The 26691-nt window shown below is 44.1% G+C and carries 26 protein-coding genes and 1 pseudogene; 14 read left to right on the forward strand and 13 right to left on the reverse strand.

Translation table 11 applies throughout. The annotated features are described in order from the left end of the window. Window positions 1-23: 23 nt before the first annotated feature. From MNQ98_RS22945 to MNQ98_RS22965, 5 genes are all read right to left on the reverse strand, one after another. Window positions 24-2003 (reverse strand): peptidase U32 family protein, encoded by a 1980-nt coding sequence (locus tag MNQ98_RS22945; RefSeq protein ID WP_241930317.1) that lies wholly within the window; start codon window positions 2001-2003, stop codon window positions 24-26. Window positions 2004-2284: 281 nt separating this feature from the next. Beyond that, window positions 2285-4000, reverse strand: coding sequence for an ABC transporter permease (locus MNQ98_RS22950; protein WP_241930318.1), 1716 nt, complete (start codon window positions 3998-4000; stop codon window positions 2285-2287). After that, complete coding sequence (locus tag MNQ98_RS22955; RefSeq protein ID WP_241930319.1) at window positions 4001-4705, reverse strand: ABC transporter ATP-binding protein; 705 nt, start codon at window positions 4703-4705, stop codon at window positions 4001-4003. A 15-nt stretch (window positions 4706-4720) separates the two neighbouring features. Next, entirely contained in the window at window positions 4721-5302 is a 582-nt protein-coding gene (locus MNQ98_RS22960) for a TetR/AcrR family transcriptional regulator (protein ID WP_241930320.1), read from the reverse strand. A 243-nt stretch (window positions 5303-5545) separates the two neighbouring features. Beyond that, window positions 5546-6154, reverse strand: a complete 609-nt coding sequence (locus tag MNQ98_RS22965) for a stalk domain-containing protein (RefSeq protein ID WP_241930321.1) — start codon at window positions 6152-6154, stop codon at window positions 5546-5548. Window positions 6155-6499: 345 nt separating this feature from the next. Between MNQ98_RS22965 and MNQ98_RS22970 the strand changes: the two genes are divergently transcribed. The 3 genes and pseudogenes from MNQ98_RS22970 to MNQ98_RS22980 form a co-directional block, all read left to right on the forward strand. Next, entirely contained in the window at window positions 6500-7375 is an 876-nt protein-coding gene (locus MNQ98_RS22970) for a ComEC/Rec2 family competence protein (RefSeq protein ID WP_241930322.1), read from the forward strand. A 6-nt stretch (window positions 7376-7381) separates the two neighbouring features. Next, window positions 7382-7600 (forward strand): DUF3006 domain-containing protein, encoded by a 219-nt coding sequence (locus MNQ98_RS22975; RefSeq protein ID WP_241930323.1) that lies wholly within the window; start codon window positions 7382-7384, stop codon window positions 7598-7600. Between the two features lie 112 nt (window positions 7601-7712). Continuing rightward, window positions 7713-7996: pseudogene (locus MNQ98_RS22980) on the forward strand (tyrosine-type recombinase/integrase); the annotation flags it as partial. A 58-nt stretch (window positions 7997-8054) separates the two neighbouring features. On the opposite strand, the gene sufB reads toward MNQ98_RS22980, so the two are convergent. The 6 genes from sufB to MNQ98_RS23010 all read right to left on the reverse strand — a co-directional run bounded on the left by sufB (window position 8055) and on the right by MNQ98_RS23010 (window position 14151). Then, entirely contained in the window at window positions 8055-9452 is a 1398-nt protein-coding gene (sufB, locus tag MNQ98_RS22985) for a Fe-S cluster assembly protein SufB (RefSeq protein WP_241930325.1), read from the reverse strand. 30 nt (window positions 9453-9482) lie between these two features. Further along, window positions 9483-9905, reverse strand: a complete 423-nt coding sequence (sufU, locus tag MNQ98_RS22990; RefSeq protein ID WP_208918248.1) for a Fe-S cluster assembly sulfur transfer protein SufU — start codon at window positions 9903-9905, stop codon at window positions 9483-9485. Further along, the gene (locus MNQ98_RS22995; protein ID WP_241930326.1) at window positions 9895-11115 is read right to left on the reverse strand and encodes a cysteine desulfurase; all 1221 of its coding nucleotides are present in this window, start codon (window positions 11113-11115) and stop codon (window positions 9895-9897) included. The genes sufU and MNQ98_RS22995 overlap by 11 nt, the downstream gene beginning before the upstream one ends. Then, window positions 11112-12416, reverse strand: a complete 1305-nt coding sequence (sufD, locus tag MNQ98_RS23000; RefSeq protein ID WP_241930327.1) for a Fe-S cluster assembly protein SufD — start codon at window positions 12414-12416, stop codon at window positions 11112-11114. Before sufD ends, MNQ98_RS22995 begins: the two co-directional genes overlap by 4 nt. Window positions 12417-12438: 22 nt before the next feature. Beyond that, window positions 12439-13221: a Fe-S cluster assembly ATPase SufC gene (gene sufC / locus MNQ98_RS23005; protein ID WP_241930328.1), complete on the reverse strand. Its 783-nt coding sequence runs from the start codon at window positions 13219-13221 to the stop codon at window positions 12439-12441. Between the two features lie 453 nt (window positions 13222-13674). After that, a complete protein-coding gene (locus MNQ98_RS23010; RefSeq protein ID WP_241930329.1) occupies window positions 13675-14151 on the reverse strand; it encodes a Dps family protein in 477 nt (158 codons plus the stop codon). A 294-nt stretch (window positions 14152-14445) separates the two neighbouring features. Here MNQ98_RS23010 and mtnK point away from each other — a divergent pair, with 294 nt between their 5' ends. Together mtnK and mtnA are read left to right on the forward strand one after the other, a co-directional pair. Continuing rightward, the gene (gene mtnK / locus MNQ98_RS23015; RefSeq protein WP_241930330.1) at window positions 14446-15669 is read left to right on the forward strand and encodes an S-methyl-5-thioribose kinase; all 1224 of its coding nucleotides are present in this window, start codon (window positions 14446-14448) and stop codon (window positions 15667-15669) included. Then, complete coding sequence (gene mtnA / locus MNQ98_RS23020; protein ID WP_241930331.1) at window positions 15666-16748, forward strand: S-methyl-5-thioribose-1-phosphate isomerase; 1083 nt, start codon at window positions 15666-15668, stop codon at window positions 16746-16748. Before mtnK ends, mtnA begins: the two co-directional genes overlap by 4 nt. 64 nt (window positions 16749-16812) lie before the next feature. Here the strand turns inward: mtnA and MNQ98_RS23025 are convergent, their stop codons facing one another. Then, window positions 16813-17115, reverse strand: coding sequence for a YunC family protein (locus MNQ98_RS23025; RefSeq protein WP_208918241.1), 303 nt, complete (start codon window positions 17113-17115; stop codon window positions 16813-16815). 184 nt (window positions 17116-17299) lie between these two features. On the opposite strand from MNQ98_RS23025, the gene MNQ98_RS23030 reads away from it, so the two are divergent. Continuing rightward, window positions 17300-17860 carry a hypothetical protein gene (locus tag MNQ98_RS23030; protein WP_241930332.1) on the forward strand — a complete coding sequence of 187 codons (561 nt, stop codon included), beginning with the start codon at window positions 17300-17302 and terminating at the stop codon, window positions 17858-17860. 176 nt (window positions 17861-18036) lie between these two features. Here the strand turns inward: MNQ98_RS23030 and MNQ98_RS23035 are convergent, their stop codons facing one another. Next, window positions 18037-18417 (reverse strand): DUF423 domain-containing protein, encoded by a 381-nt coding sequence (locus tag MNQ98_RS23035; RefSeq protein WP_241930333.1) that lies wholly within the window; start codon window positions 18415-18417, stop codon window positions 18037-18039. A gap of 195 nt (window positions 18418-18612) precedes the next feature. On the opposite strand from MNQ98_RS23035, the gene MNQ98_RS23040 reads away from it, so the two are divergent. From MNQ98_RS23040 to MNQ98_RS23075, 8 genes are all read left to right on the forward strand, one after another. Continuing rightward, entirely contained in the window at window positions 18613-19035 is a 423-nt protein-coding gene (locus tag MNQ98_RS23040; protein ID WP_241930334.1) for a hypothetical protein, read from the forward strand. Between the two features lie 170 nt (window positions 19036-19205). Continuing rightward, window positions 19206-20240 carry a potassium channel family protein gene (locus MNQ98_RS23045; protein WP_241930335.1) on the forward strand — a complete coding sequence of 345 codons (1035 nt, stop codon included), beginning with the start codon at window positions 19206-19208 and terminating at the stop codon, window positions 20238-20240. Window positions 20241-20392: 152 nt separating this feature from the next. After that, a complete protein-coding gene (locus tag MNQ98_RS23050; RefSeq protein WP_241930336.1) occupies window positions 20393-20731 on the forward strand; it encodes a hypothetical protein in 339 nt (112 codons plus the stop codon). Then, window positions 20721-21020, forward strand: a complete 300-nt coding sequence (locus MNQ98_RS23055; RefSeq protein ID WP_241930337.1) for a hypothetical protein — start codon at window positions 20721-20723, stop codon at window positions 21018-21020. Before MNQ98_RS23050 ends, MNQ98_RS23055 begins: the two co-directional genes overlap by 11 nt. Window positions 21021-21026: 6 nt before the next feature. Next, the gene (locus MNQ98_RS23060; RefSeq protein ID WP_241930338.1) at window positions 21027-22361 is read left to right on the forward strand and encodes a glutathionylspermidine synthase family protein; all 1335 of its coding nucleotides are present in this window, start codon (window positions 21027-21029) and stop codon (window positions 22359-22361) included. 64 nt (window positions 22362-22425) lie between these two features. Further along, the gene (locus MNQ98_RS23065; RefSeq protein WP_481856785.1) at window positions 22426-22797 is read left to right on the forward strand and encodes a DUF350 domain-containing protein; all 372 of its coding nucleotides are present in this window, start codon (window positions 22426-22428) and stop codon (window positions 22795-22797) included. Window positions 22798-23004: 207 nt separating this feature from the next. After that, the gene (gene yhbH / locus MNQ98_RS23070) at window positions 23005-24165 is read left to right on the forward strand and encodes a sporulation protein YhbH (protein WP_241930339.1); all 1161 of its coding nucleotides are present in this window, start codon (window positions 23005-23007) and stop codon (window positions 24163-24165) included. Between the two features lie 385 nt (window positions 24166-24550). After that, the gene (locus MNQ98_RS23075; RefSeq protein ID WP_347272232.1) at window positions 24551-26668 is read left to right on the forward strand and encodes an acyltransferase family protein; all 2118 of its coding nucleotides are present in this window, start codon (window positions 24551-24553) and stop codon (window positions 26666-26668) included. Window positions 26669-26691: the final 23 nt, after the last annotated feature.

Genomic DNA, 26691 nt, shown 5'->3' on the forward strand with positions numbered 1-26691 from the left:
TATAAACAAATATTAATTAATCCCTATACCTCTACTGGCTCTAGCTTAAGCGCTTGACCGAACTGCAGTGAGCCAAGGGTATAGCCTGCAAAAACGGGCTGCATCCCCTTAAACAGAGAATCACACTGCGTCAGATCCTTAACGGCCTCCTTATAGACAGAGACGATATGGCCTAGCTGCTCAGGCGTATAAGTCTTACCTTCAATGCGGAAATGATCGACCCCTGCTTCGTGCAATTCTTTTAGCATAGGCAAATAGCACAGCTCTTTCGAGAGAGCCAGATGATTACGTCCGCTCCAATCACGGTATACCGGGTTCTCCCCTTTATCCGTCATAAGTACGAGGTACTGGTTATCGACGAATTTATTATCCTCTTCACCAATGGATTCCATCACTTCCGTGTTCTCGTACAGATCAAGCTCCAGATACATGACGATTGGCGAACCGTGCACAATAACCTCAATTGGAACATTCGTGTTGTCCAGCAGCTTCGTCAAGTCATTCAGAGGAAGCTCAAGCGAAGCATGAAGACGCTCCATATTGAAACGCTCATGATAGAGAGCAGCCGACATATGATTAAACACGTTCAGATTGAAATCCGCAACCATCGGCAACTGTACATCACGGAACTTATGCATCGCACCGATATTTGTCACGAGTAAGCCGTCCAATCCATAGAAGCCATTGCCTGCACCCGCACGAATAAATTGATTGTATTGCTCCATATGAAGCTCCGTCATCATTCTCGGCATGCCGAGCAGAATTTGTGTATGGCCCTTTTCAGCAGTAAGTGCCTCAATCTCTTCGCGGGTAAAAGGACGATCCGGCTGGTACACATCTCCGGTCAGATATATCACATCAGCGCCTGCTGCGAGAGCAGCACGGGCTTGTTCGACATTGTTCACATGGACGCTCACCTTAGGTGCTGCATGAGCAGTTCCTTCACGCTTTGCACTGCCCAATCTGTCACGGACTTGCTCTACACGATCAAGCTTAAGCTCACGCTCCGCCGTCGGCGTGCTGAAAACCTTGCCCGTGCTGTAAAACTTGCCTGTGCCCTCATAACGGCGGTTAATGTAATTCAAGCCAGGCTTATCGAAAGCATAGCCTGTCGAGAAATCACGCTTGCGATTCTCATACAACGCTTCTGCATCCTGCTTACGATTAAAGCCGATTGGATCGGCGATATAGCGATCAATTGCATCACCATAGCTATTGACAAGCAAGCGGAGAAACTCCTCGTCACGCATTCGTCCTTCAATCTTGAAAGACACAATGCCGGACTTGATGAGCTCTGGAATATGCTCATACATGTACATGTCCTTCGCTGCTAACGGATATTCCGTAGGATAGATATGCCCATCCTTCTTCACCCGATAATCCCAGCGGCAAGGCTTCATACAGCGTCCACGGTTCGCGCTGTTGCCATACAGCATTGAGCTAATCAAGCAGTTCCCTCCGTGAACCGTACACATGTCACCATGGATAAAGTATTCAAACTCCATGTCTGTCTTCGACTGTAAAAGTTCCGCTGTGCGCAGGTCCATCTCGCGAGAGGCAACGACACGTGTTACCCCCATTTCCTTCAGAGCTTCAATCATATCCATATTGTGAACATTCATCATTACGGAAGAGTGCACCGGGATATTCGTATAATTCATGCTCTGAATGAGTGGGAACACGGCCAAGTCCTGTGCAATGATGGCATCGGGTTTAGCCTCATTCAAGAAGGCAAAATAACGTTTAGCTTCATCCAGATCCTCTTCATTCATGAGATTGTTCACTGTAACATACGCACGCTTGCCGCGTTCATGTGTCATCTCGATTGCTTGACGAACTTCCTCATAGCTCAGGTTGTATCCTTTGCGCATCATACGCATATTCAGGGAAGGTCCACCAAAATACACCGCGTCACAATTCATATCAATAACTGATTTAAAAATATCAAATGTTCCAGCAGGAGCTAACAGTTCGACTTCTTTTCCGTTAAAAAATCTGGCCATAGTCGTTCCTCCTTACCACTCTGGGTAAACATGTTAAAATTTGAATTATATTAATTATAGCATCGAACATTCATATTGTGATTGAATTCACAAATTGTTAAATGTAAAGCGATTACATGACCATTCTACGGCTAGAAACCATCGTGAAAACACCAATACTATGATGTTAATCACAAATAACAAGGTGTGCGTTAGACAAACAAAAAGAAACTATTTTGAACAAAGATTGATCAGAATGGTTTCTTCTATATAGAACTGCTAATTTAGTTTTTAACAATAAGTTAAATATAATTTGTTATCTGTTCTTGATTTATAATTTTTTTTATTTTGAGATTAAATATCATCTGTACACACGTATAAATTACATTTAATATTAACAAAATTATTAGTATAGTAATCGCATTTGTTTGAAAAGGCATATAGTCACCAGTTTGTATAGATAGTCCCTTTTGTATTAATTGGCTTATCCAGATACTCGGAAAAAGTGTCACGATAAATGAGAAGCACAAAATTGGTCTATATATATTGATTAGCATTTTATTAATTTTCTTTGTTTGGTATCCTAATAAATCCAATACTAATATATCTTTTATTTTTTCTTGAAAATGGAGTAATAACACTAAATAAATTAAAAGGCAGCCAATTATACATCCCAATACTTGATTAATGACCCCACTCATGCGGTTAGATACCGCATTTTTATCCAATTCTATCAATCTGTCTGTCATCGTGATAGTCTTTCCACTGTGCATATTTAAAGGCTCCGTACTCAAAACGCCTGTATGAACGTTTTTCGGAATACCTAACCACTCGGCCACTTGCTTTTTAGAGATATAAATCGAATTCGTCTCTGCATTTTCAGCTATATCTAATATGATTGCCGTTTGCCTTTGTCCAGAAATCGTAAAATTAATTTTGTCCCCTTTGTGGAATCCATACAGTTCCTTGAGTGCCGGATTAATTAAAACTTGATTATCTGTTGGAATTGTCAATGATGTGCCTTGTTCATTTTTTAGTTCAAGCAGATGCACAGGTCCATCCATTCCAACGATCTGTTGAACAACTTCTTGTTTAGATTCAATTTCTATGGCGATAGGTGTTCGTAAATAATAGCTAACTTCATAATTACTTTCATCGTCTGTCTGATACTCGTCGTATTTTGTGTCAAAGCTATATCTATGTCCTTCTGTTTGGGATGTATATACTTTTTTACTACTTAAATTTAAAGAAATACTTATGACAAACAAAGATGTAACTATTCCTACAGTAATAACTGTTAATAAAATGGTTATTGGTTTTCTCATTGCTATCCTGACAGACAATTTATATCGTTTTGGTACAATATTTGCGAGTTTTTCAGCCAAGCGATTTTCTTTTTGCTTGTCTGAACCATTGAGAAGTAATGCTGTTTCTTTATTATAAAACGGGTAACAAGCCCAAAATGTAATAACGCACAAGACAATAACTACTGATACAACGCCCAACAGGAAACTAAAGAGATGAATACCTTTTTTTACATTTTCAACAGAATAAGCTTCAATGCTGGCAGTTAGTAATAGATCAGAACCGAACCATCCTAGTATCATTCCTAGCAATGAGCCTACTATTGAAATTAGGAAAGTAAATGAGATGAATAGAAAACATATCGTTTGATCAGTATAGCCTAAAGCCTTAAAACATCCGATTTCCTTTTTATGAAGAGTAAAATATCGTTTATAGAACATGTAGAAAATAAATCCAGTTATCAGAATTAGAATAATTAGAAAACTACGTGCAAGAATGGTATTGGATTGTAAAGCTGCAAGAAATTTTTCCTGATTATCCGTTAAAGTCTGGCCTAATTGAATCATTGAATTTAATGTACTCATATTTTCATCTACTGAGAATTGGACAAAAAAATACATAAAAGACGTCAATGTTACCAATGCAAAAAGGATGATAATATTGCTTTTCGTTTTTAAAAAGCTTGTAAATGACTGTTTAAATAAATATTTCATTTAATTGATCTCCCAATCTATTTCATTTGCAGATAAAGGGGTTTCATTCCATATATCTTTATAAACAGCACCATCTTTCACTGTAATGACTCGATCTGCCGTTTCGGCAATTTTTAAATTGTGAGTAGTAAAAATAACGGTTACACCATATCTCTTTTTGATTTCATGTAAAAGGGCGACAACTATTTTACTGTTTTCTTCATCAAGTGAGCCTGTAGCTTCATCGCAAAATAGAACATGAGGTTTTTTTATAATCGCTCTTGCAATGGCAACACGCTGTTGCTGACCTCCTGATAATTGAGATGGAAATTTAGATAGAATGTCCTCAATTCCTAATATTTTTGTTATTTCGTTATACGATAGATCTACTTTTTGAGGAGACATGCCAATTTTGATATTTTCTTCGGCGGTTAAATCTGCAAGCAATAAATAATTTTGAAAAATAATACTAAGTTCATTGCGCTTTAAATTTGATAGTTCTCTTTTGCTTAATTTGGTGATATCAATATCATTGTAAAAAACTTTGCCAGAAGTCGGACGTAATAGACCAGATAAAACATTAAGTAATGTAGACTTTCCAGAACCACTTTGACCTAAAATAACCGTGAACGAATTAGATGAGATGGACAGGTCTATTCCTTTTAAGACCGTTTCGTTATTGTTAAATTTTTTTATTATTTTTTCTGCCCTGATCATTCGCTTCATTATTGTCCTCCATTCTCAAGCTGAAACTATTCTTTCCACCATCATGTCTATCTGCTCATCTATCAGTGTTGGTGAAACAGACATGCTCAAAGCCATAATCGTTAACCCTTCAAGCAAAATCACAATTTGCCTTGCCATTCCATCTGTATCTAGAGGCATTATTTCTTTTCGCTCAATTCCATAGGAGAGTGTTTTCGAAATCATAGCAACAGCATCATTAAAGTACTGCTCTAAAATCCCCTCGAACGAATTATCTTTTTGAGATAAGAAAAACTCATAAATGGCTAACCTGATAGTGCTACCAATATTTAACAATTCCTCTTTCTGCTGCTGCAAAAATTCAGTTAAAATGGCTACGGCATTTTTTTCATTTTTCATGCTCTCAAAAAAATAAGATTTATCTATGCTTTTCTGAGACGTTAAAATCCCCTCGAAAATTTCTTTAGTGGAGCTAAAATATTTGTATAAACCGCCTCGACTTATACCACATTCCTCAACAATGTCTTTCATAGTCACGGAGGTATAGCCCTCCCGAATAAAAACATGTGTAGCCTTTGCTAAAATATAATTCCTTTTCTCAACAGCTTTTGACCCCATATAAAAATGTACCTCCTGGAATTACTAATAAGTAGCGAGTGACACATGTGTCACTTTATTACTTATTAGAATATACGACACGCGTGTCACTTTTTCAAGCCTTTTAAATCATTCGGTACCTTCGCCCTAAAAATAAAAATGTATCCTTTAATGGCCATGAAAAAATGCACCCCCAAAAATGTCAATCAGATTAACCCAGAGGTTTTTCCAATGTCCATTTAGGAGGTGCACTTTCTTACTTGCTTACTTATAATGAGAAGTTGGATAAACAACTGCCTTGCCTTTTATTGCTACGTCAAGTCTCTTGATCCCGGTTATATTTATTTCAATTTGCTCCTTGGAATCTTTGGATATCAATAAAGATTTCATCTCTTCATTTTTATCTTGGTTATTAATGACAACGATTGCATCTTCTTCAATTGCCATAATATCTAAAACCAATGTTTGATATTTAGCTTCCGGATAAAGGTATACACTAGGCACAGATCCCTTAGTTATAATGACCTCTTTAAAATTAGAAGTATATGTTTTGTCCCTAGTTAAAAAAGCATCGTAGTACGTTACTTGCTTACTCAAAATAGGTGTTTCTTTTAAATTTTCTCCAATATGTACTGTACCTTTTGCCTTATCAATCGTTACGTTTGTCTTTGTCGCTTCCTTTACAACACTAACGGGGAGATAATACTGTCCATTCACCAGAATAGGTTTATCGGAGTGATTCCAGCTCTTTCCGTTCAGAAGATACTTAAAGTTTTGAATCGTACCTTTAATCTGCGGACTTGCAGCATAGACCGCCGTCCCCCCGAGCATAAATAATGCACAAATAGCCAAAGCAACTCTCTTTTTCTTCATTCTTACAACTTCCTCCTTCTCACAATTATTAACTTATATTCCCTACAATATCATAATTACGGAGATTTTTGTCGAAATATTGTATAGATTAGAGGCAACAGTTAAAAAAATAACGAACAAGGATCAAGCGAGCCGATTGATATTGCTTCGATATAGTTATTTGGATAGTACATATGCCTTCAAGTCTTCAAATTTTGTAGGGAGATATTGTTATTACGAAGCGTCCTGTTCCCATGAAAGACAAATAAGATGTTTAGAACGCAAAAGAGACCCTACCAGCATATAAGCCGGTAGGGTCTTTGTATTTATTTTAATGTGTTAAAATTTATACATAAGGAGGGTCTCATGAGAAAACTATACATTACATTAGGACTTATTTTATTTGTACTGGTTGCCTGCTCCCCGAGTTTACCAACAGCAACAACACCAGAAAACCAAGCATTCCCGAAGGAGCAAGCAGCAGGTGAGTTACAGGTCTACTATTTTGACGTCGGCCAAGGTGACTCGACATTGATCCGAACGCCTAAAGGACAGCATGTATTGATCGACGGTGGAGACAACCACAAGGGCGACGATATGGTAGATTATCTTAAGCAGCTCGGTGTAAAGAGTCTTGATGCGGTCATTGCTACTCACCCGGACGCCGACCACATTGGCGGACTGGATACGGTCATAGATGCAATTCCAGTCAAGTCCGTATATGCACCACGAGTTTCACATACCACGAACACATACAAAGACTTCTTGATGGCTGTGAAGAATAAGAACCTAAAGATTAAATCAGCAAAGGCAGGGATAGAGTTACCTTTAGATGGTGTGACTGCTAAGTTCATTACGCCGATTGGAGAATACGGCAAGGATCTTAATGCCTGGAGCGCTGTTCTAAAGGTTACATACAAAGATACTTCGTTCCTGTTCATGGGGGATGCTGAGCACAAGAGCGAAACTGATATGTTGAAGTCTCCTGAGGAACTGGGTGCTGACGTGCTTAAAGTCGGGCATCACGGCTCGGAAACATCATCCTCTCCCCAATTTTTAAAGGCCGTAAATCCTAAGTATGCTGTAATCAGCGTAGGTAAGGATAACAAATATGGTCACCCGAAGGGGATTGTCACGAACCGATTAAAGAAAGCGGATGTAAAAGTATACCAGACAGACCAGCGAGGAACGATTACGGCAATGAGTGATGGGAAGAGAATAATATTTAAGACTGCGAGGTAATGGAGAATGATAAAAGGTGTTATCGACCAGATTGAATGCGATATAGCAAAAATCGAAATGGAAGATGGGCATACTATCGAATACCCGAAGCATCTGCTGCCAAGCGAAGCGGATGTAGGGGATGTTGTTCAAATAAGTGGGAACGTTATAACTGTCGATAAACAGGCGACTAAAGAACGTAGACGTGAAGTTGACAAGCTAGTGGAAGAATTGTTTGAAGATTAACAAATAAGAGCCGTGGGATTCTTCCTCCACGGCTCTTAACTTATATGTCAGACGCCGAAAGAATCAATCCCACGGCCACAGGCCGACCATTTATCTTGATCGCCGCGCTTCAGAAGATAATATTATCTTCCATAACAGGACGGAAGATGGTTAAGAACAAATGTTGTACGTGATTATTTTAATAAAGTATGTAAAAGAGTGAAGATTCCCGTTCTGTCTCCCTATGCATTAAGACATACTCACGCCGTTCATTTACTCGAAGCTGGCGCAAATATAAAATACGTGTCCGAGCGACTAGGACACGCAAGCGTGAAAGTCACAGCGGACACGTATTTACATATTACCGATAAAATTGAAGATGATGCTATTGCCCTGTACGAGCAATATGTGAAGTAACCGGACAAAAAACGGACAAACCCCTAAATCAAAGCCAGAAAACCTTGGTGTAACAAGGTTAACCGATGCTGCCTTCCATCTCGAACTTGATCAGACGGTTCATCTCTACCGCATATTCCATCGGCAGTTCTTTGGTGAACGGCTCGATAAAGCCCATAATGATCATTTGAGTCGCTTCCGATTCACTCAGTCCGCGGCTCATGAGATAGAACAACTGTTCCTCGGACACCTTGGATACCGTTGCCTCATGCTCCAGCATCACATTATCATTCTTAATCTCATTATATGGGATTGTATCCGATGTGGATTCGTTATCGAGAATCAAGGTGTCGCATTGGATGTTAGCTTTAGCACCTTCAGCGTTACGTCCGAAGGAAGCAAGTCCACGATAAGTCACTTTACCACCGTGCTTACTAATCGATTTAGATACGATTGTTGACGTGGTATCCGGAGCCAAGTGAATCATTTTGGCGCCTGCATCCTGATGCTGGCCTTTACCGGCAACAGCGATGGAGAGCACCATACCTTTCGCTCCGCGGCCTTTCAGGATAACGGCAGGATACTTCATCGTCAGCTTGGAACCAATGTTACCGTCTACCCATTCCATAGTCGCGTTCTCTTCTGCAACTGCACGCTTCGTAACCAGGTTGTAAATGTTCGGAGCCCAGTTTTGAATCGTCGTGTAACGGACACGTGCATTTTTCTTACAGATGATCTCAACAACTGCACTGTGAAGCGAGTTCGTGCTATAGATTGGAGCCGTACATCCTTCAACATAGTGAACGAAGCTGTCTTCGTCCGCAATGATCAGTGTGCGTTCGAATTGGCCCATATTCTCGGAGTTAATGCGGAAGTATGCCTGCAGCGGAATTTCACATTTTACGCCTTTTGGAACGTAAATAAAGCTACCGCCGGACCATACAGCGCTGTTCAACGCCGCGAACTTGTTGTCAGAAGGTGGAACTATTGTCGAGAAGTACTCTTTGAAGATTTCAGGATGCTCTCTCAGAGCCGTATCGGTATCTGTAAAGATAACGCCTTGGTCTTCAAGATCCTTTTGCATGTTGTGGTATACAACCTCAGATTCGTACTGAGCCGATACACCAGCAAGGAACTTCTGCTCAGCTTCAGGAATGCCCAGCTTGTCAAAGGTTTCCTTAATCTCGGAAGGAACCTCTTCCCAGGTCTTACCTTGTTTCTCAGATGGTCTTACATAGTATTGGATGTCGTTGAAATCCAGTTCATCGAGATCTCCACCCCATTTAGGCATTGGCATTTTCTCGAACTGTTCTAAAGACTTCAGACGGAAGTCAAGCATCCACTCCGGCTCGTTCTTGATCTTAGAAATCTCAGTCACGATTTCGCGAGTCAGACCTTTACCAGTTTGAAAAACTGCCTTGTGTTCATCACGAAAACCATATTTATACTCTTCCATTTCAGGAGCTTTTTTGGCCATTCGTCTTACCTCCCTATCGTTCTAATGTTTCTATTCTGTATCGTCTATTCCTTTTCGCAGTGCATTCCAGGCCAGCGTTGCGCATTTGATGCGTGCAGGAAACTTGTTCACACCGGATAGGGCTTCAATATCTTCATATTCTTCAAATTCCACATCTTCGCCCTGCATCAGACAGGAGAATTTGGAAGCCAGCTCAAGAGCTTCTTCCAACGTTTTTCCTTTAACGGCATCCGTCATCATCGACGCGGAGGACATGCTGATCGAACATCCTTCGCCCGTATATTTGGCGTCTTTTACAATACCGTCCTCCACCTTCATCTGCAGTGAAATCCGGTCTCCGCATGTCGGATTGTTCAAGTCAATCGTGACGGCATCGTCTTCGAATTTCCCACGGTTACGAGGATTTTTATAATGATCCATAATGACACGTCTGTACAAATCGTCAAGTTGCATCGCCAAAATACTCCTTTGTCTGGATTAAGGCACTGACAAGCCTGTCGACGTCTTCTTCTGTATTATACAGATAAAAACTTGCGCGTGCTGTAGAAGACACCTTGAGCCAGCGCATCAGCGGTTGGCAGCAATGATGACCAGCGCGAATCGCAATGCCTTGTGCATCAAGCACAGTTGCGACATCATGCGGATGGACATCACCCAGATTAAAAGTGATGAGACCAACATCCCGCTTACGCGGACCATACAGGCTAATCCCTTCAATCTCATCCAAACGGTTCATGGCATAAGCCGCAAGGCGGCTTTCATGACGCTCAATCTCATCCATGCCGATCTCTTCAAGAAAGTCTATGGCTGCACCTAATCCAACAGCACCAGCAATAATCGGGGTTCCGCCTTCAAACTTCCAAGGCAGCTCCTTCCAATTGGACTCATAGAGGCCCACATCGTTGATCATCTCACCACCGAACTCTATCGGCTCCATCTCCTGAAGCAGTGCCTTCTTACCGTATAGTGCCCCGATACCAGTCGGAGCACACATTTTATGCCCAGACAGGGCGTAAAAGTCGCAGTCCAGGTCCCGAACATCCACTTTCATGTGAGGAGTGCTCTGGGCTCCATCGACAACAATCACAGCACCGTTGCGATGAGCAATCTCTGCAATTTCCTTCACCCGGTGAACCACACCCATTACATTAGACACATGTGCAATAGCCACGATCTTGGTGCGGTTTGTTACGGTCTTCTCTACATCTTCTAATGTGATTGTACCATCCGGTTGAATCGGTATATATTTCAGCGTAGCGCCGACGGCAAGAGCCACCTGCTGCCACGGTATGAGATTACTGTGATGCTCCATTTCCGTCAGAACGATTTCATCACCGGGTCCGCAGACGGAACGTGCATACGATGAGGCTACCAGGTTAAGAGCTGTCGTTGTCCCGCGTGTGAAAATAATTTCCTCCGTGCTTTTCGCATGGATGAATCGGGCAACTTTCTCTCGGGCTCCTTCATACGCATCCGTTGCCCGGCTACCAAGTGTATGAACGCCACGGTGTACGTTGGCGTTCTCCCACTCGTAGTAATGTTTAACGGCGTCAATAACAGCACGCGGCTTCTGGGAAGTCGCAGCGTTATCGAGATACACTAGCGGATGCCCGTTTATTTCCTGATGTAGGATAGGAAACTGTTCGCGGATTGAGGCATTCATTGTCCCAGCTTCCTTTCAACAAGTCCTTGAAGCTGGTCGCGCAGTCCTTCCAAAGGAATCTCGCTTACTACCGGCGCCAAGAAACCGTAAATGATCAAGGATTCCGCTGTCGTACGGGAAATACCACGAGACATCAGGTAGTAAATCTGCTCTTGATTCACTTGTCCTACCGAAGCCGCGTGTCCTGCGGTAACATCATCTTCATCAATCAGAAGAATTGGGTTCGCATCACCGCGTGCTTTCGGACTGAGCATCAGTACACGTTCGGTTTGCTGTCCGTCCGCTTTTGTTGCCCCCTTCTCGATCTTCGTAATTCCGTTAATGATCGCTTGAGCGTCTTCACGCATAACCGCACGGGTAATCATTTGGCTCGCAGAGCTTTTGCCGAAATGGCGTGCTTGTGTTGTGTAATTAATCTTCTGGGATCCGGAACCGACAGCAATTACCTTCTGATCTGACAAGGAACCGTTTCCTTGCAATATGCTCATCGTGTCGCTTGCCGTGTCGCCATCATTCATTTCACCGACAATCCATTCGATGGAACCGTCGTTCTCAACAACTGCACGGCGGTAAGTGATATCCGTCGTTTCCGATGTCAGTTGGTGAACCGATGCGAAACGAACCTTGGCTCCATTTTTAACAAACACTTCAACAGCACCGTTATGAGTAACATGCCCCGACAAGCCATTGGATAAATAGTTGTCTACATAAGTGACGCGACTATTCGCTTCAGCAACGATGAGCACATGCGGTGCAAACAGCGCTTCAGCGTTATCTGTCAACATTACAGCCTGTAGCGGCAGTTCTACCTCTACATTTTTAGGGACATACAGGAATACTCCACCGTTCCAAGTTGCAGCGTGCAATGCAGCAAGGTAATGTTCATCCCGTTTCACAGCCTCGTGCAAATAAGGCTTCACGAGATTCTCATGTTCTTTAACCGCTGTTTCCAAATCGGTAAAAATTACGCCTTGTGCAGCCAGCTCCTCAGACAGCTTCGAGTACACTGTACCCGAGTTGCGCTGAATAACGAGTCCGCCTTCTCTTGAACCTTCGACAAGTTTTGCCGCTTCCTGTGGAAGATCTTCAAAAGATGACAGCTGCTCACTTTGCTTGTATTCACCAAACGCCTGGATGTTCCAGCGGTCAATCCGCTGCTTCTCCAGCTTAGGCAGTTCCAACTGGCCGGCCAGTTCCAGCGATGTCAGGCGGCTTTCCGTTACCCAAGCAGGCTCCTGCTTGCTTGCGGACAGTGCCTTCAATGCTTCAGCGTTGACCAGAAGAATGGTTTGTGTTGTCATTTCTTCTCCTCCTCCCGTCTATTTACGCTTCTTGACCTACAGTTTCGTCAGTGATGCCGAGCTCTTCCTTAATCCAATCGTAACCTTCCGCTTCCAGACGCTGAGCCAATTCAGGACCACCGGATTTAACGATGCGTCCTTGCATCATCACGTGTACAAAATCCGGAGTGATGTAGTTAAGCAAACGCTGATAGTGGGTAATAATCAAGAAACCACGATCTTCGGTTTTCATTGCATTGACACCGTTAGCCACGATTCTCAGTGCGTCAATATCCAGACCGGAGTCGATTTCGTCCAAAATAACGACCTTCGGTTCCATCATCATCATCTGCAAAATTTCGTTACGTTTCTTCTCACCGCCGGAGAAGCCTTCGTTCAGGTAACGATGAGCAAATTCTGGATTCATCTCAAGCTCTTTCATCTTGCCTTCCATTTGGCGGATGAATTTAATAAGAGAAATCTCATTTCCTTCACCGCGGCGTGCGTTGATCGAACTGCGAAGGAAGTCGGAGTTGGTCACACCAGCGATTTCGCTTGGGTATTGCATCGCCAGGAACAATCCTGCCAAAGCGCGCTCATCCACTTCCATTTCAAGCAGATCTTCACCGTTCAAAGTCGCGCTTCCTTCTGTAACTTCGTATTTTGGATGACCCATCAAAGCTGAAGCTAGAGTACTTTTACCTGTTCCGTTCGGTCCCATGATGGCATGTACTTCGCCGCCATTCATCTCCAGGTTAATACCCTTAAGGATTTCTTTGCCTTCGATTTGTGCTTTCAAACCTTCAATGACAAACTTCGTTGACATGTGATATTCCCTCCGTCGAAAAAAAGTATAGTGGTGTGATATGATAACAGGATCGGTCGCCCTGATTTATCACAAGATAATTTATTTATAATTATTCTAAACTGATTCTCAGTGATTCTCAACCCATCTTATAATAAAAGGTACTTTAATTCAACCGGACAAGCCAATGTGTGATATTTATCATTGCATCAATGTCCATAAAAAAAGCCTGACCGTCTATACGGCCAAGCCCTTTATTCTACAGCCTGTCTCTGGAACAGCTGTTACTATAAGCTGAGCCCTCTCCCCTTTCGATCTGCATCCAGCACCGTTGTTCAATAACTGTACCTCACCAGACGGTTGTCACATTCGGAAGGATTAAGGTGTTACGACTGCCCAGGCATATTTGTATTTTTCAACAAAAGAATGAATTTCTTGACCTTATCCACCAGTCATCCCGTTCAATCTATTTTCTTATCCTAGGAAAGAACGAAGCATCCACATATGCTTCTCAAAGTCCGCTTTAAAGCCTGTCAACATATCAGCAGTAGGCATATCCTCCGCTTTCTCGGCAATTTCGATACCTTCCTGCAGTTCCTCAGACAGTGTAGCAAAATCCTCTACGAGCTGCTGCACCATGCCGCGGGTATCCTCATTGCCTGCCGCCTCCTGAATCGTAGAGATTTCAAGATATTCTTTCATCGTAGCAGCCGGCTGTCCTTTGATTGCAAGCAGCCGTTCAGCCACCTCATCCATCTTCAAGGTAACCTCATCATATAGTTCTTCGAATTTAGCATGAAGGGAAAAAAACTGCTCGCCACCAACATACCAATGGTAATTATGGAGTTTCACATAGAGGACATTTAAATTAGCTACCTGCTGGTTTAGTGCTTGCTCTACACCAGAGTTTCTCGTTTTGCTGCTCGATTTAGTCGATTGAGTTTTAGCCATAAGTAATCCCTTCCTTTTCCATATATGATTCACCCTTAAATGCGGTAAATAAGCGTAATAAGTCGGCTTTACCAGCCGAGTACTTGCTTCCCGCTTTACCTCACTATACATTTATGAATAAGCCGGGCGTCTACTTATAGTTTACCCCAGCGGGCTGGCTCCGAATCAAGTCAAAAGCCGAATGAGTCATTGTTAAAAAAATGTACAAAAGTGCCTGGTTTGCCGTTATACTGAATTATACCTACTAGAAAAGTTGGTTTTTCTTTTTTCTATTATATATGGAGGTGACCATCTATGTCCGCATATCATCCACTGACTTCGGAAGAAGCGATCACGCTTGCGCAACGCCTTCCTGGGGTCTTTTCCGAAAACGCTGTGCTTAACTGCCGAGAGATCGGTGACGGTAATCTAAATCTTGTATTCCATGTGACCACGGAAAATTCCGCTGAAAGTATCATTATCAAACAAGCCGTTCCTTATGCAAAGGTTGTCGGGGAATCCTGGCCTCTATCACTTGAACGGGCGCGTATTGAACGACAATCTCTCGAAATACAGCATCGGCTTTGTCCCGATTTCGTTCCAAAGGTATTCGCCTATTCAGACGAACTTGCTTATACTATAATGGAGGATCTGAGCCAATATACCATTATGCGAAAGGGATTAATCGATGGGATTACATATCCCCGGTTTGCGGAGCATATTGGTCAATTTCTCGCAAGAACACTATTCTACACCTCTGACCTTGGCATGAATCAACAGGAGAAAAAAGAACTTGCAGGGCGCTTCGTCAATCCGGATTTGTGCAAAATTACGGAAGATCTCATTTTTGAAGATCCTTACCGCACCTCAGCCAACAACAGCTACTCGGATAGCATTGAAGATGAAGCCGAAGCCTTACGAAACGATATTCCTCTTCATTTTGAGGTAGCACTTCTTCGGGAGAAATTCCTGACACACAGCCAAGCCCTCCTGCACGGAGATTTGCATACAGGAAGTATCTTCGTCACTCCTGAATCTACCAAGGTGATCGATCCCGAATTTGCCTACTTTGGACCGATGGGATTTGATATTGGCGCTGTAATCGGAAATCTGCTGCTCAACTATGCTTCCCAACCGGGAAGGAACCCAAGCGGTGAAGACTTAACATTACGAGAAGAACGTCTTCTTGAGATGGTTAAGGATGTATGGAATCATTTTGAATCATCCTTCCGCAGCCTGTGGAACAAAGACCTGGTTGACGAAATGTCGCGGACACCTGGGTATCAGGAGCATTACCTGACTGAGGTATTACGAGATGCTACAGGTTTCGCGGGATGCAAAATGATACGCAGAATTGTCGGCTTGTCGCATGTAGCAGACATTGATGGAATTGAAAATGATATGGCACGTGAAACAGCGCAGCGTAAAGCACTCGCTGTCGGAAAAAATCTGGTCCGCCACCACCGGAATGTCGGTACCGTGGATGACTTACTAAAACTTGTACATCTTGCAACTACAGAAATAGGGGTGTCTATATGAGCAACACAAACACAATTCTTGATTCAACAACTGGCCCACTAAGATCCCTCCTATGGGGCGGCGACCATCTTGTTATGCTGGATCAGCGGCTTCTCCCGGGTGAGATCGTTAACCTGAAGCTCTATACCCCGGAAGATGTCTGGGAAGGAATACACTCCATGAAGGTCCGCGGAGCCCCAGCCATCGGCATCGCCGCAGCATACGGTGCCGTTCTTGGCGCAAACAGCTATCCAGGCAATGTTACAGCTGAATGGGTAAATCATGTTCATCAAACTTGTGCTTATCTGGCAACATCACGACCAACCGCAGTCAATTTATTCTGGGCTTTGGACCGGATGAAACTGGCTGCCGAGAAACTTGCCAGCGGGAATCAAAATATAACTAGTCTAAATGAAGGACTTCTCGCTGAAGCTCATGCTATCCGCTCCGAAGACGAAGAAGTATGCCGGCAGATCGGTGAACATGCGCTACCGCTTATTCAGGACGGCATGGGTATTCTTACCCACTGCAATGCAGGAGGTCTGGCAACAGCCAGATACGGTACAGCACTCGCTCCCATGTATCTCGCTCACGAACAAGGGATTTCCTTTAAAGTATTTGCTGATGAGACAAGACCTGTACTTCAGGGAGCGCGTCTTACCGCCTTCGAGCTCCAGCAAGCGGGAATTGATGTAACTCTGCTCGCCGACAACATGGCGGCCATGGTCATGTCTAAAGGATGGATACAGGCTGTCATCGTGGGAACCGATAGGGTTGCTGCGAACGGAGACGTCGCCAACAAGATCGGAACCTATGGGGTCGCTGTTTTAGCTAAAGCACATGGAATACCATTTTATGTAGCTTGTCCTTTATCCACCATCGACTTGAACACACCGACAGGTGCAGACATTCCGATTGAAGAACGTCCGGCAGAAGAAATTACCGAAGGCTTCGGTAAACGAACGGCTCCATCCGGCGTGAAGGTTTATAATCCGGCGTTTGATATCACACCTCATGAATATGTAACGGCTATTATTACAGAAAAAGGAATTATTGAGGCTCCATATCCGGAAAACCTGAAGGCTTTATTCGCTGAATAAACAAAACAACCAAGAAAAGGACGATTCTATTCGGAATCGTCCTTTTCTTGTAGATCAGTACCTCTTACAACATCCGGATGATTGCGTCCTTGCCTTTCAAACCCGGATGAACCCCCCATTTTTCAGCTTCAACGGTAACTGACTCCAATGGTGCTTCAAGTAGATCCTCTAGTGTACGGACTCCGACAGCTCTTCCGGCAATAATCTGGCGGTCTCCAAGTTTTTGGTTAAGTAGACCTACGTCCAGAGCCCCACACATAATATATCCACGGGTCGTGTAAATCGCCAAAAGTGTAGTCTTAGGCAATTTTACTTCCACACCCATGACGGTATGTCCCTCAATTTCGATAGGCAACAGTGTAACCATGAAACACACCTCCCCTCACATGGCTAAGATTATGTGTATTCTGTAGGATACAGTATGGTGCTAACGTCTCTAGCTAATAAAACATTTTTATGAAATTCCGCGTGACATTAGGACTATGATTATCTGAAAGGTATGATATAGTTGTGTTTAGGAAAGTTTTTGAAAGCTGGTGAACCATAAACCTATGAACAATAACGCAACTACTGATGATAACGGTTTTTTATTTAACGTTGATATTCTAATAAAAAGCCGCTCCAACGCACTAGCTTTGCAACATTTACTGGAGATGCTAAACAATCATGAAGAAGTCATTGATTTTCGCGTCAAATCGGGGTTAGAGCTTGGTGAAATCATCGACACCTTGATCCAAGCCAAAAAACGCTCTGTCATCTCCAAAGTCTCTAAGTCTTCTACGTTAAACGAATCATCACCCTCTACCAAAATAGAAAATACCGCCAAGACTAATTCAGCTAAAGGCGCTTCCTTACCGGAAAAGGAAAAGAAGCCTGCTGCCGCCAGCACTCCAGTCCCCCCTGAGAGTGACCCTTATGAATGGATAAAAATATACTCAAAGGATAACCGCCTTGTGAGGCTGACGGCGAACCGTAACGGTAAACAGGTAAGTCTGCCCTGCCGAATTCTCAACTATGATGACAGCAATCAGCTGGTGAATGTTTATCATGTGGATGAAAAGCAGGTTTATACTTTTAATGTGAATGAAATTGACGAATTCAGTACCAGCTAGAACATATAAGAAAGACGTATCTCAAGAAGACAGACCACACTTAGTAGTAGTTTTGCTTGCGAAAATAAGCATGCCGTATACTCCGAAGTGTTTATTACTTGCTTATCTCTAAAAAAAACGGCTTCGCCTCCCATACGGGAACAGGCAAGCCGTTTTGATTTACTTACTGCCTACTGCTATCTCCTTTTTCCAGACCAGGCCGAAGACATAAGAACCAGCCAGCCGGCAATAAAGGATACGCCTCCGATCGGCGTGATCGCACCAAGCCACTTGATTCCGCTCAGGCTCAGCACATACAAACTTCCGGAGAAAATAAGAACTCCTGTGATAAACAGCACACCGGCCCAGAACAACTTTCTGGATTCGCCGAACAAACCTGCAGCAAGTCCCGTAATGATGACAGCAATACCATGAATCATGTGGTAATGTACGCCAGTCTCATATACTGCCATTTCATCCGCACTGATTCTTCCTTCCAGCATATGAGCGCCGAATGCGCCGATAGCTACGGACAGTGCCATTAGGACAGCTCCCCATGCCATGAATGTCCTCTGCATCTTTTTTGACAACTCCTTTTGCATTTCCTTATACAGCGTTTTCTTGTAATCGATGCTTATTATTCAGTTTAACCGATGGAATACACGTTTGCCATCAATCTAGCAAAAGCAAAGTACTTGATTTCACGGCTGTTTTGTGAAAAATTAATACAGATACGATTCGAAATTAAATGTTTGATAAGGAGAGAAATAATTATGGACCATCAGACCCCGTCCCCTCCTTCGAAGCCGAAGGAGCCTTCAAAACAATCTAAGAATACATTCATCCCACCAGAGGACAGAAAGCAATCCCGTTTTGGAATTGCATCTTTTATCATCTCTATTATAACTTTATTGGGTTATATTATTATGGCTTCGCTCGGAACGACAATGATAGAGCCATATGTTACTCCGGAAGGTCCGATACTACAACCACCTCAGGAGGCACTCGAAGCCATGACATCCCTGGCCGCTGTGTTCGTTATTATCCTGGCTATCAATCTGATCGGTTTTTTGTTGGGACTGGCTGGAAGCTTCTCCAAAAATCACAAAAGATCTCACTCGGTTATCGGCGCAATTATTAACGGTATCGTCCTATTTATAATTCTGATTCTGTTCGTATTCGTTCTGAACGGATAGCATAAAATCCCTGCGATATTACCCAGCGTTTGATCGACTGACAAAGGCCCTTTATCCTCATTATTTATGAGGTTAAGGGCCTTTGTATTTTCCTGAATCTTTTTATGGCAGACCAGCGTATAACCCGTATATAATAGCCAAGTGATCCAATTTCAGGGATACGAAGCGGGGTGAAAAAAATCTTGTATCTACTGTTAAGACGTTTGTCCAATCGCTTGTTCCGTCTCCCTGCTCCTTTTCTTATTGTGTTCTCGGGGATATTTATCATCCTGGCTTCAAGCATCATGTACCTTCTCGAACCGGACACATTTAAAAATCCGTTTAACGCCTTCTGGTATGTCATGACTACCCTGACTACAGTCGGTTATGGTGATTTTTATCCGGTAACAGCTGCTGGCAAAGTATTCGCAATATTTCTGTATTTGTTCGGTATTGGCCTACTCAGCTTGGTTATCGGAAAAATCATAGATCTGTTCGTAAACGCCAAAGAAAGGAGGATGAGCGGTAAAGTGAATTATCCGAATGGGAGCCATATCATCATTATCCACTGGAACAAAAAAGCCCAATCTGCGATAGATGAACTGCTTGGTGCCGGAAATCTGAACGAGATTGTCCTAATCGATGATCTGGACAGAATGCCTGTTGAACATCCGAGAGTGCATTTTATAAGCGGTGATCCGGCATCGGAAGACACGCTCCGGAAAGCAGGCATCGAACGGGCGAAATCAGCCATTATCTTTGGTGACATAAGGATCGACGATCCTTCACTCACAGACGGCAAGTCACTGTTAATCTCCTCCAGCATTGAAAGGCTGGCTCCGGAAGTACATACGACCGTGGAAATTATGCTAGAAAAGCATATTCACAATTTCCGTCATGTAAACATCAATGATTTTATCGTTTCCCATGATGCGGTATCACGCTTGGCTGTACGTTCCGCATTACATGAGGGCAGTACAGAGATATACACCCAGCTTCTCAGCAGCCGGTTCGGAGATGATCTGTATGAAATTCCATGTGATCCTGCCTGGGTAACCTACAGAAATGCTTTCGAGGCACTGCTGACACAAGGTGCAACACTCATCGCTAATCGCGGCAATCTCGGAATTAACCGTATGCTTGATGATCCCATCGGTCAGGATCCGAAGCTGTATGTTATTTGTAATCCCGAGACTTACGCCGGGATAATCAAGAAAGGCAGGTAATTGCTATTTATTATTTATTAAAATATGTCGTTTGGCCGGAAGAAAAGCGTGGAAGATCGAAGCCAGCAGAGGAATCATCGGTTTCACAAGATGAGCTGTTTATTAGAAAATTAGTTGATGCCACGCTATTATCCGGACAGCTGTTCGTGCATTTGTCCCATGAAAGTGATGATCAGTCCGGAGAGTTCATATACGTTACACCCTTTAATCCAGAGGAAGTGGAGACCTACGGCAATGCTATCGAATCTGCTGTCAAAGGCAGTTCCGTTGGCTTCTCCCGTATAGAGTATCTGCTCTGGGATGGCACAGCCTTTCAAACACCGGAACGGCTTTTTCCCGCTCCGTCGTTTAAACGGGATATCGCCGCCTACCTTCTCAATCATTATCTAGTATTCAGCAGTCTGACCTATGAAATATTATTCAGCATATATGATCCAACCCACGATAGAGTCTTACTGTTCCTGAAGGAGGCAGATAGTGATGAACAATAACGACATGGCCCCCGGTTCAAAAATGAGATTGGCGGCTTTTGCTTTAATGCTGGCTGTTCCGGCGACCTTAACCGGATGCGGGGACAACTATTATGATGACTGCGATCCCAATATTGAATACTGCGAATATGATTCAGCCGGCGGCTATTATTACTATAACGGTGGATCCGGAGTTTATCACGGTAAAGGCACACCTCTTACCCGTTCTCAAAGTGATTCGATTCGTTCTTCAAAAAGCCATTCAGGATTCGGCAGCGGCGGCTCGAGCGGTGTAAGATCTGGAGGTTGATTGACGATGACCGATTCATTACGACCTATATATCCTCTGGGCAGTACTCAGGAGGACGTATATGGTGGAGAAACCTCCCGCACCGTTCCTTATCACCGTATGTATGGAAAAGCTTACTGCCTTCCTTCTATCGCTTTATACCGTCCTGAAGAAATATCAGAACTGAGCGCCGCTTCAGAAGCGATGGATGCCATATTCCGTAAAACCATGCGTTTTGTACAACGGTATATGCCAGATAGCTACCTGATTCAGCAGCTCGACATCCCCCCCTCTCTTCTGCCGCTTATTCGCGAAGAAATTCCGTTAGGCGGAATAACCCGGCAGGATTGGATCCTTGGACCGCAAGGGATGAAAATAATCGAGAACAATGCCGACACACCGACAGGTATTCCGGAGTCTGCTTACCTTGAGGGACAGATTCTTAAACGCCATACATCATGGAAGGGCCCTTCGGTTAACCTGCAAGGCTTGCTGGGGGAAGAATTAGCTGCCTTCGCCGATTTTTATAAAGCTCGAGGCCTTGAGCAATCCGTTACATTCAGCTGCTATGATTGGCACGATGAAGACCGCTTCAATACGCTCTATCTGATGGAGCAGCTGCGTAGAATGAACGTTCCTGCTCACTATGCTCCGCTGGAGGAGCTGGACATCATACCAGGTAAAGGCCTTTACCATAACGGACGCCAAATCGACATTTGGTACCGGCTTTACCCGCTTGAGTATCTGACACAGGACCGGGATGAGACCTCGGGTCTCAATGTCGGTGAAGCATTGTTGGAGTTGGCAGCTGCGGGCAAGATCGGATTAATCAATCCGCCGCAAAATTTCATTTTGCAGAGCAAAGGATTTCTCGCGACACTTTGGTCGCTGTATGAGCGAAATCATCAGACCGCTGATTACTGTGGATTCACATTGTTTGAACCTGAAGAGCTTGAGATTATTTCAACGTACTGTTTGCCCACCTATTTTAGTCCTGAGCCCTTTAAGCTGCAGAATATACCGTATGTCGCCAAAAGCTATTGGGGCCGTGAAGGGAAAGGAACCTCGCTTCATGGGAGTCAGGAAAAAGATGCTGATGCACCTTCGACGAACGAAAGTCCCGATGAGGAAGACGAGGATATTCTCGCATATTACGGCAATCAACCAAAGATTTATCAACAGTACTGGACTATGCCTTCGGCAGAGGTCGAAACAGAAGAAGGTGTGTACAACGGCCGTCTCCTGACAGGAGCTTTCGTGGTGGGCGGCCGCTTCGGCGGCGTTTTATCCAGAATAGGAGGAAAGGTTACCGGAGACGGTGCTTACTACCTTCCTGCCGCCATCTTCGCACCTGAAGATTAAATTTCATCATTATTAAAGGAGGAGCATCTTTTTGCAAAATTTTGGGTCGAATCTACTCAATGTCATGATCGGTTTAGGTATTATTCTCGGTGTACTTATCATTGGTTATTTTGTGTTTAGTTCTCTGACACGTTTTGACGACCGCAAAGAAATCACGGGAGGAAATACGGCAGCAGGTCTGTACATGGGAAGCAAGCTGCTTGGTCTCTGTATCATCGTTGCCATGGTATCCTACAGTTCGCATTCCTGGTTGCAGATGATCATTTGGTCACTGATCGGAATGGCCATTCTCTGTCTCGTATATCTCATCTTTGACTGGATCACGCCGCAATTTAAAGTTTGCGAAGAAATCGCGAAGGGCAATATGGCGGTCGCCCAGCTACTGCGTTCGATCATCATCGGGGTTTCCATCGTAGTAGGCACTTTCTTAATGTAAAGAGTATGCATTTTATTAAAGGGCCTGTCACAGCTTACACATCATGTGAGCTGAGGCAGGCTCTTTCGTTATTCAAAAATAGACCAAGCTGAAAACCGAGTTCCCTGCCATCCACACTCACATAACAACCGCTTGCGAGAATATAATGAAATACTACAGACCTTATGACCGTATTAGGCAAAGGCCGAAAGTGGGAGGTGCCTGTCCGTGAAAAACGAAGATGCCCTGTCGTTCGTCGTATCCCGTGAAGATTGGTCGCTCCACCGCAAAGGCTACCAGGACCAGGTTCGCCATCAACGTAAGATCAAGGAAGTAATCAAGCAGAACCTGCCTGATCTCATCACAGAGGAGAACATTATTCTCTCGGATGGCAAGCAGATTATCAAAGTGCCGATCCGCAGCCTTGACGAGTACCGGTTCATTTATAATTACCAGAAGCAAAAGCATGTTGGGCAGGGAGACGGTGACAGCCAGGTTGGTGACGTTCTCGGCCGCGATCCTTCACAACAGGCACCCGGAAAGGGAGAGAAGGCCGGAGACCAGCCGGGTCAGGATGTGGTGGAGACAGAGGTCAGTATCGAAGAGCTTGAAAACATGCTGTTCGAAGAACTCGAGCTCCCACTGCTTCAGCCCAAGGATAAAGAACAGATCGAAACGCATTCCATCGTCTTCAACGATATTCGTAAAAAAGGCATCATGTCGAATATCGATAAAAAGAGAACGATTCTGGAAAATCTCCGCCGTAATGCAACAACAGGCAATCCAGGTATTCATCACATCAGTCCAGACGATCTGCGTTATAAAACGTGGGATGACACGGTCATTCCCGAGTCTAATGCAGTGATCATTGCCATGATGGATACATCAGGATCGATGGGCTCCTTCGAGAAGTATTGTGCCCGCAGCTTCTTCTTCTGGATGACACGTTTCCTTCGCCGGCAGTACGAAAAAGTTGAAATTGTGTTCATCGCACACCATACGGAAGCCAAAGAAGTAACCGAGCAGGATTTTTTCACACGTGGTGAGAGCGGAGGTACAATCTGTTCTTCGGCTTACATTAAGGCACTCGATATTATCCACTCACGCTATCCCCCTTCCAAATACAACATCTACCCCTTTCATTTCTCGGATGGCGACAACCTGACCTCAGATAATGAACGATGTGTTAAGCTGATCGGTGAGCTTCTCAAAGTAAGTAATATGTTCGGGTATGGCGAAGTCAACCAGTACAACCGCAGCAGCACGCTGATGTCAGCGTATAAGAACATAAAAATGGATCAGTTTTTATACCATGTGATCAAGGACAAAGGCGAGGTTTACGAGGCACTCAAAACTTTTTTCAAAAAAAAGGAGGGGGCTATTAGCTAGTAATTATTGGAATACACATTAAAGGCTACGGGGGGAGGTTACAGACACCTCCTCTTCTTTATGGAGCTGCAGACGGTAGTTAACAACGAGCCGACACCTCTTTCTACCTTTCGTTTTTTTTCGACATGAGGGTTAGTTAAAATTCTGTCTTTTTATTGACATCGATATGTTTCCTCAGGTTTACCTTTTTGTCACCTACTTTTTTTCCTGCAGTGCTAGTATTAACCTACGACATCTTGTTTTGGAAAGGGAAGGTTTAACATGTTCCAAATGACTTTCTTGTATAATAGCACCCAGACGTTTGTGAATATGAACTTCACTGCGGCAAACCGGTTTTTTTACGACAAAAACTTCCGTAATTCGTGCAAGGCAGGGGTGATAACCTGTGCCTGAACCATTGAAAAAAGAATCTCGCTACATGCCGGGACTGGATGGACTTAGAGCTTTAGCGTTGATCGGCGTCATGAGCTATCATTGGGGCCTTGAATTTGCCCCTGGTGGTTTCTTGGGAGTTAGCATATTTTTCGTGCTCTCCGGCTACTTGATCACAGATATACTGGCAGCGCAGTGGCGCACAAATGGCAGACTCGACCTGAAGGATTTCTGGTACAGAAGATTCCGGCGGCTGCTTCCAGCCATGTTCGCTATGCTTATCATCATTGTTGCATGGGTTACTCTATTCGATCACTCCCGAATGTCAACGCTCCGAGGAGACGTCACAGCGGCACTTACATACATAAGCAACTGGCAGTTTATTTTTCAAGACATATCTTATTTCGAATCTTTCGGCCCTCCTTCTCCCTTAGGACATATGTGGTCCCTAGCGGTAGAAGAGCAGTTTTATCTTTTATGGCCGCTCATTATGCTAATCGGTCTTCATGTATTTCCACGCCGTGGACAGATGTTATACTTTATTTGCATCCTTGCGAGTATCTCAGCGTTAACCATGGTACTGCTTTACGAGCCTGGCAGCGATCCAAGCCGTGTATATTTCGGAACAGATACTCGGGCATTCGGACTACTGATTGGAGCCGCACTCGCCATTATTTGGCCTAGCTATAAGCGGTCCTCCAATGCCTCACCTCTCGTTCGTCTGGGGTTGGATACCGCCGGAACAGCCGCTCTCGTCCTTGTCTTGTACATGATGTGGAAAACAGACCGCTATGATGCGAGTCTTTATCAGGGCGGTATGGTCATTCTGTCTCTTGCCTCAGCTGTCGTCGTTGCTGTCTTGGCTCATCCAGCAGCACTGCTCGGCAAAATATTGGGAAGTAAACCTCTACGATGGATCGGTGTCCGTTCCTACGGTATTTACTTATGGCATTATCCGGTTCTCATCCTTACAAGCCCTGACGGGAACCCGATAGGGAACAGCGTCTTGCACACATCCTTGCAGGTTGCAGCCAGCGTTATTCTGGCCTCCCTATCCTGGAAGTTTATTGAGGAGCCGATTCGCCATGGAGCCCTTAAAACACTATGGCAAAAAGTGCGTCATCCACAATGGCGTCTGAGACGGATCTCTCTAAAAAGCTGGGTCGTTTCATGCAGCACTCTTGTGTTGATCGGAATATTTTGTGCAGGGATGATGACAAGCGTCTCCGGAGCTACAACGGCTCAGGAATCCGAAGAAGCTTTCGTGGACGTCCTTATACCCCCTGCTGATCCAGCTGTAGAGCCAGAGCAGGATAACAGTATAGAAGCTCCTTCCCAAGGTAATGACACCCCTCCGGACAGTACGGCTACTTCCGGAGATCAAGGAGCAACACCTGTAAAGAAACCCAAGCCGGACCAGAATCCTGAAGAGGACCATGCAGCTGTGCCAACAGAAAATCCTGTACATAAAGAGCCAGCAGCTAAGAATCCCGATGGCAGCAAGAATGGAAACGAGTCTTCCGGTAAACCAGGTACACCCGAAAAGGAAAAACCTGCCGAGAATCCGGATAAATCCAAGGTACCAGGCAACAAACCATCGGATAGTACAGTCAAGAAACCCAACAACTCGAAACAGCCAGGCGGCGGTACACAAAAGCCTCAGGACGGATCATCCGTCACAGCGATAGGCGATTCTGTAATGGTCGGTGTCACGCCTTATCTGCAAAAACAGCTTCCTGGAATAATGATTGATGCCAAGATCGGCCGGCAAATGTATCAGGCGGATGAGCTAATCCCAGGGCTAAAAGCCAAAGGACGGCTGAACGGGGTCGTAATCATTGGCCTGGGAACGAACGGAGCTTTTGCTGAGAAGGATTTGAAGTCTCTGCTCAGTTCCTTGAGCACGGCCAAACAAGTAATTCTTGTAAACACTAAAGTTCCAAGAGACTGGGAGCGCAACGTAAACACCATGCTGGCTGAGACCAGCAAGAAGTTCCCGAATACCACGCTTGTGGATTGGTATGCTGCAAGTAAGGATCATCCCGAATATTTCAGATCAGACCGTGTACATCTGGAGCCTGAAGGAGCTGCTGTATACACCTCTCTTATTATGAATGCCATTAAAAAATAAACATTCGCACTTATACCTGTTGA

This window comes from Paenibacillus sp. N3/727 (genome assembly GCF_022637315.1).
Classification (GTDB): Bacteria; Bacillota; Bacilli; order Paenibacillales; family Paenibacillaceae; genus Paenibacillus_AQ; species Paenibacillus_AQ uliginis.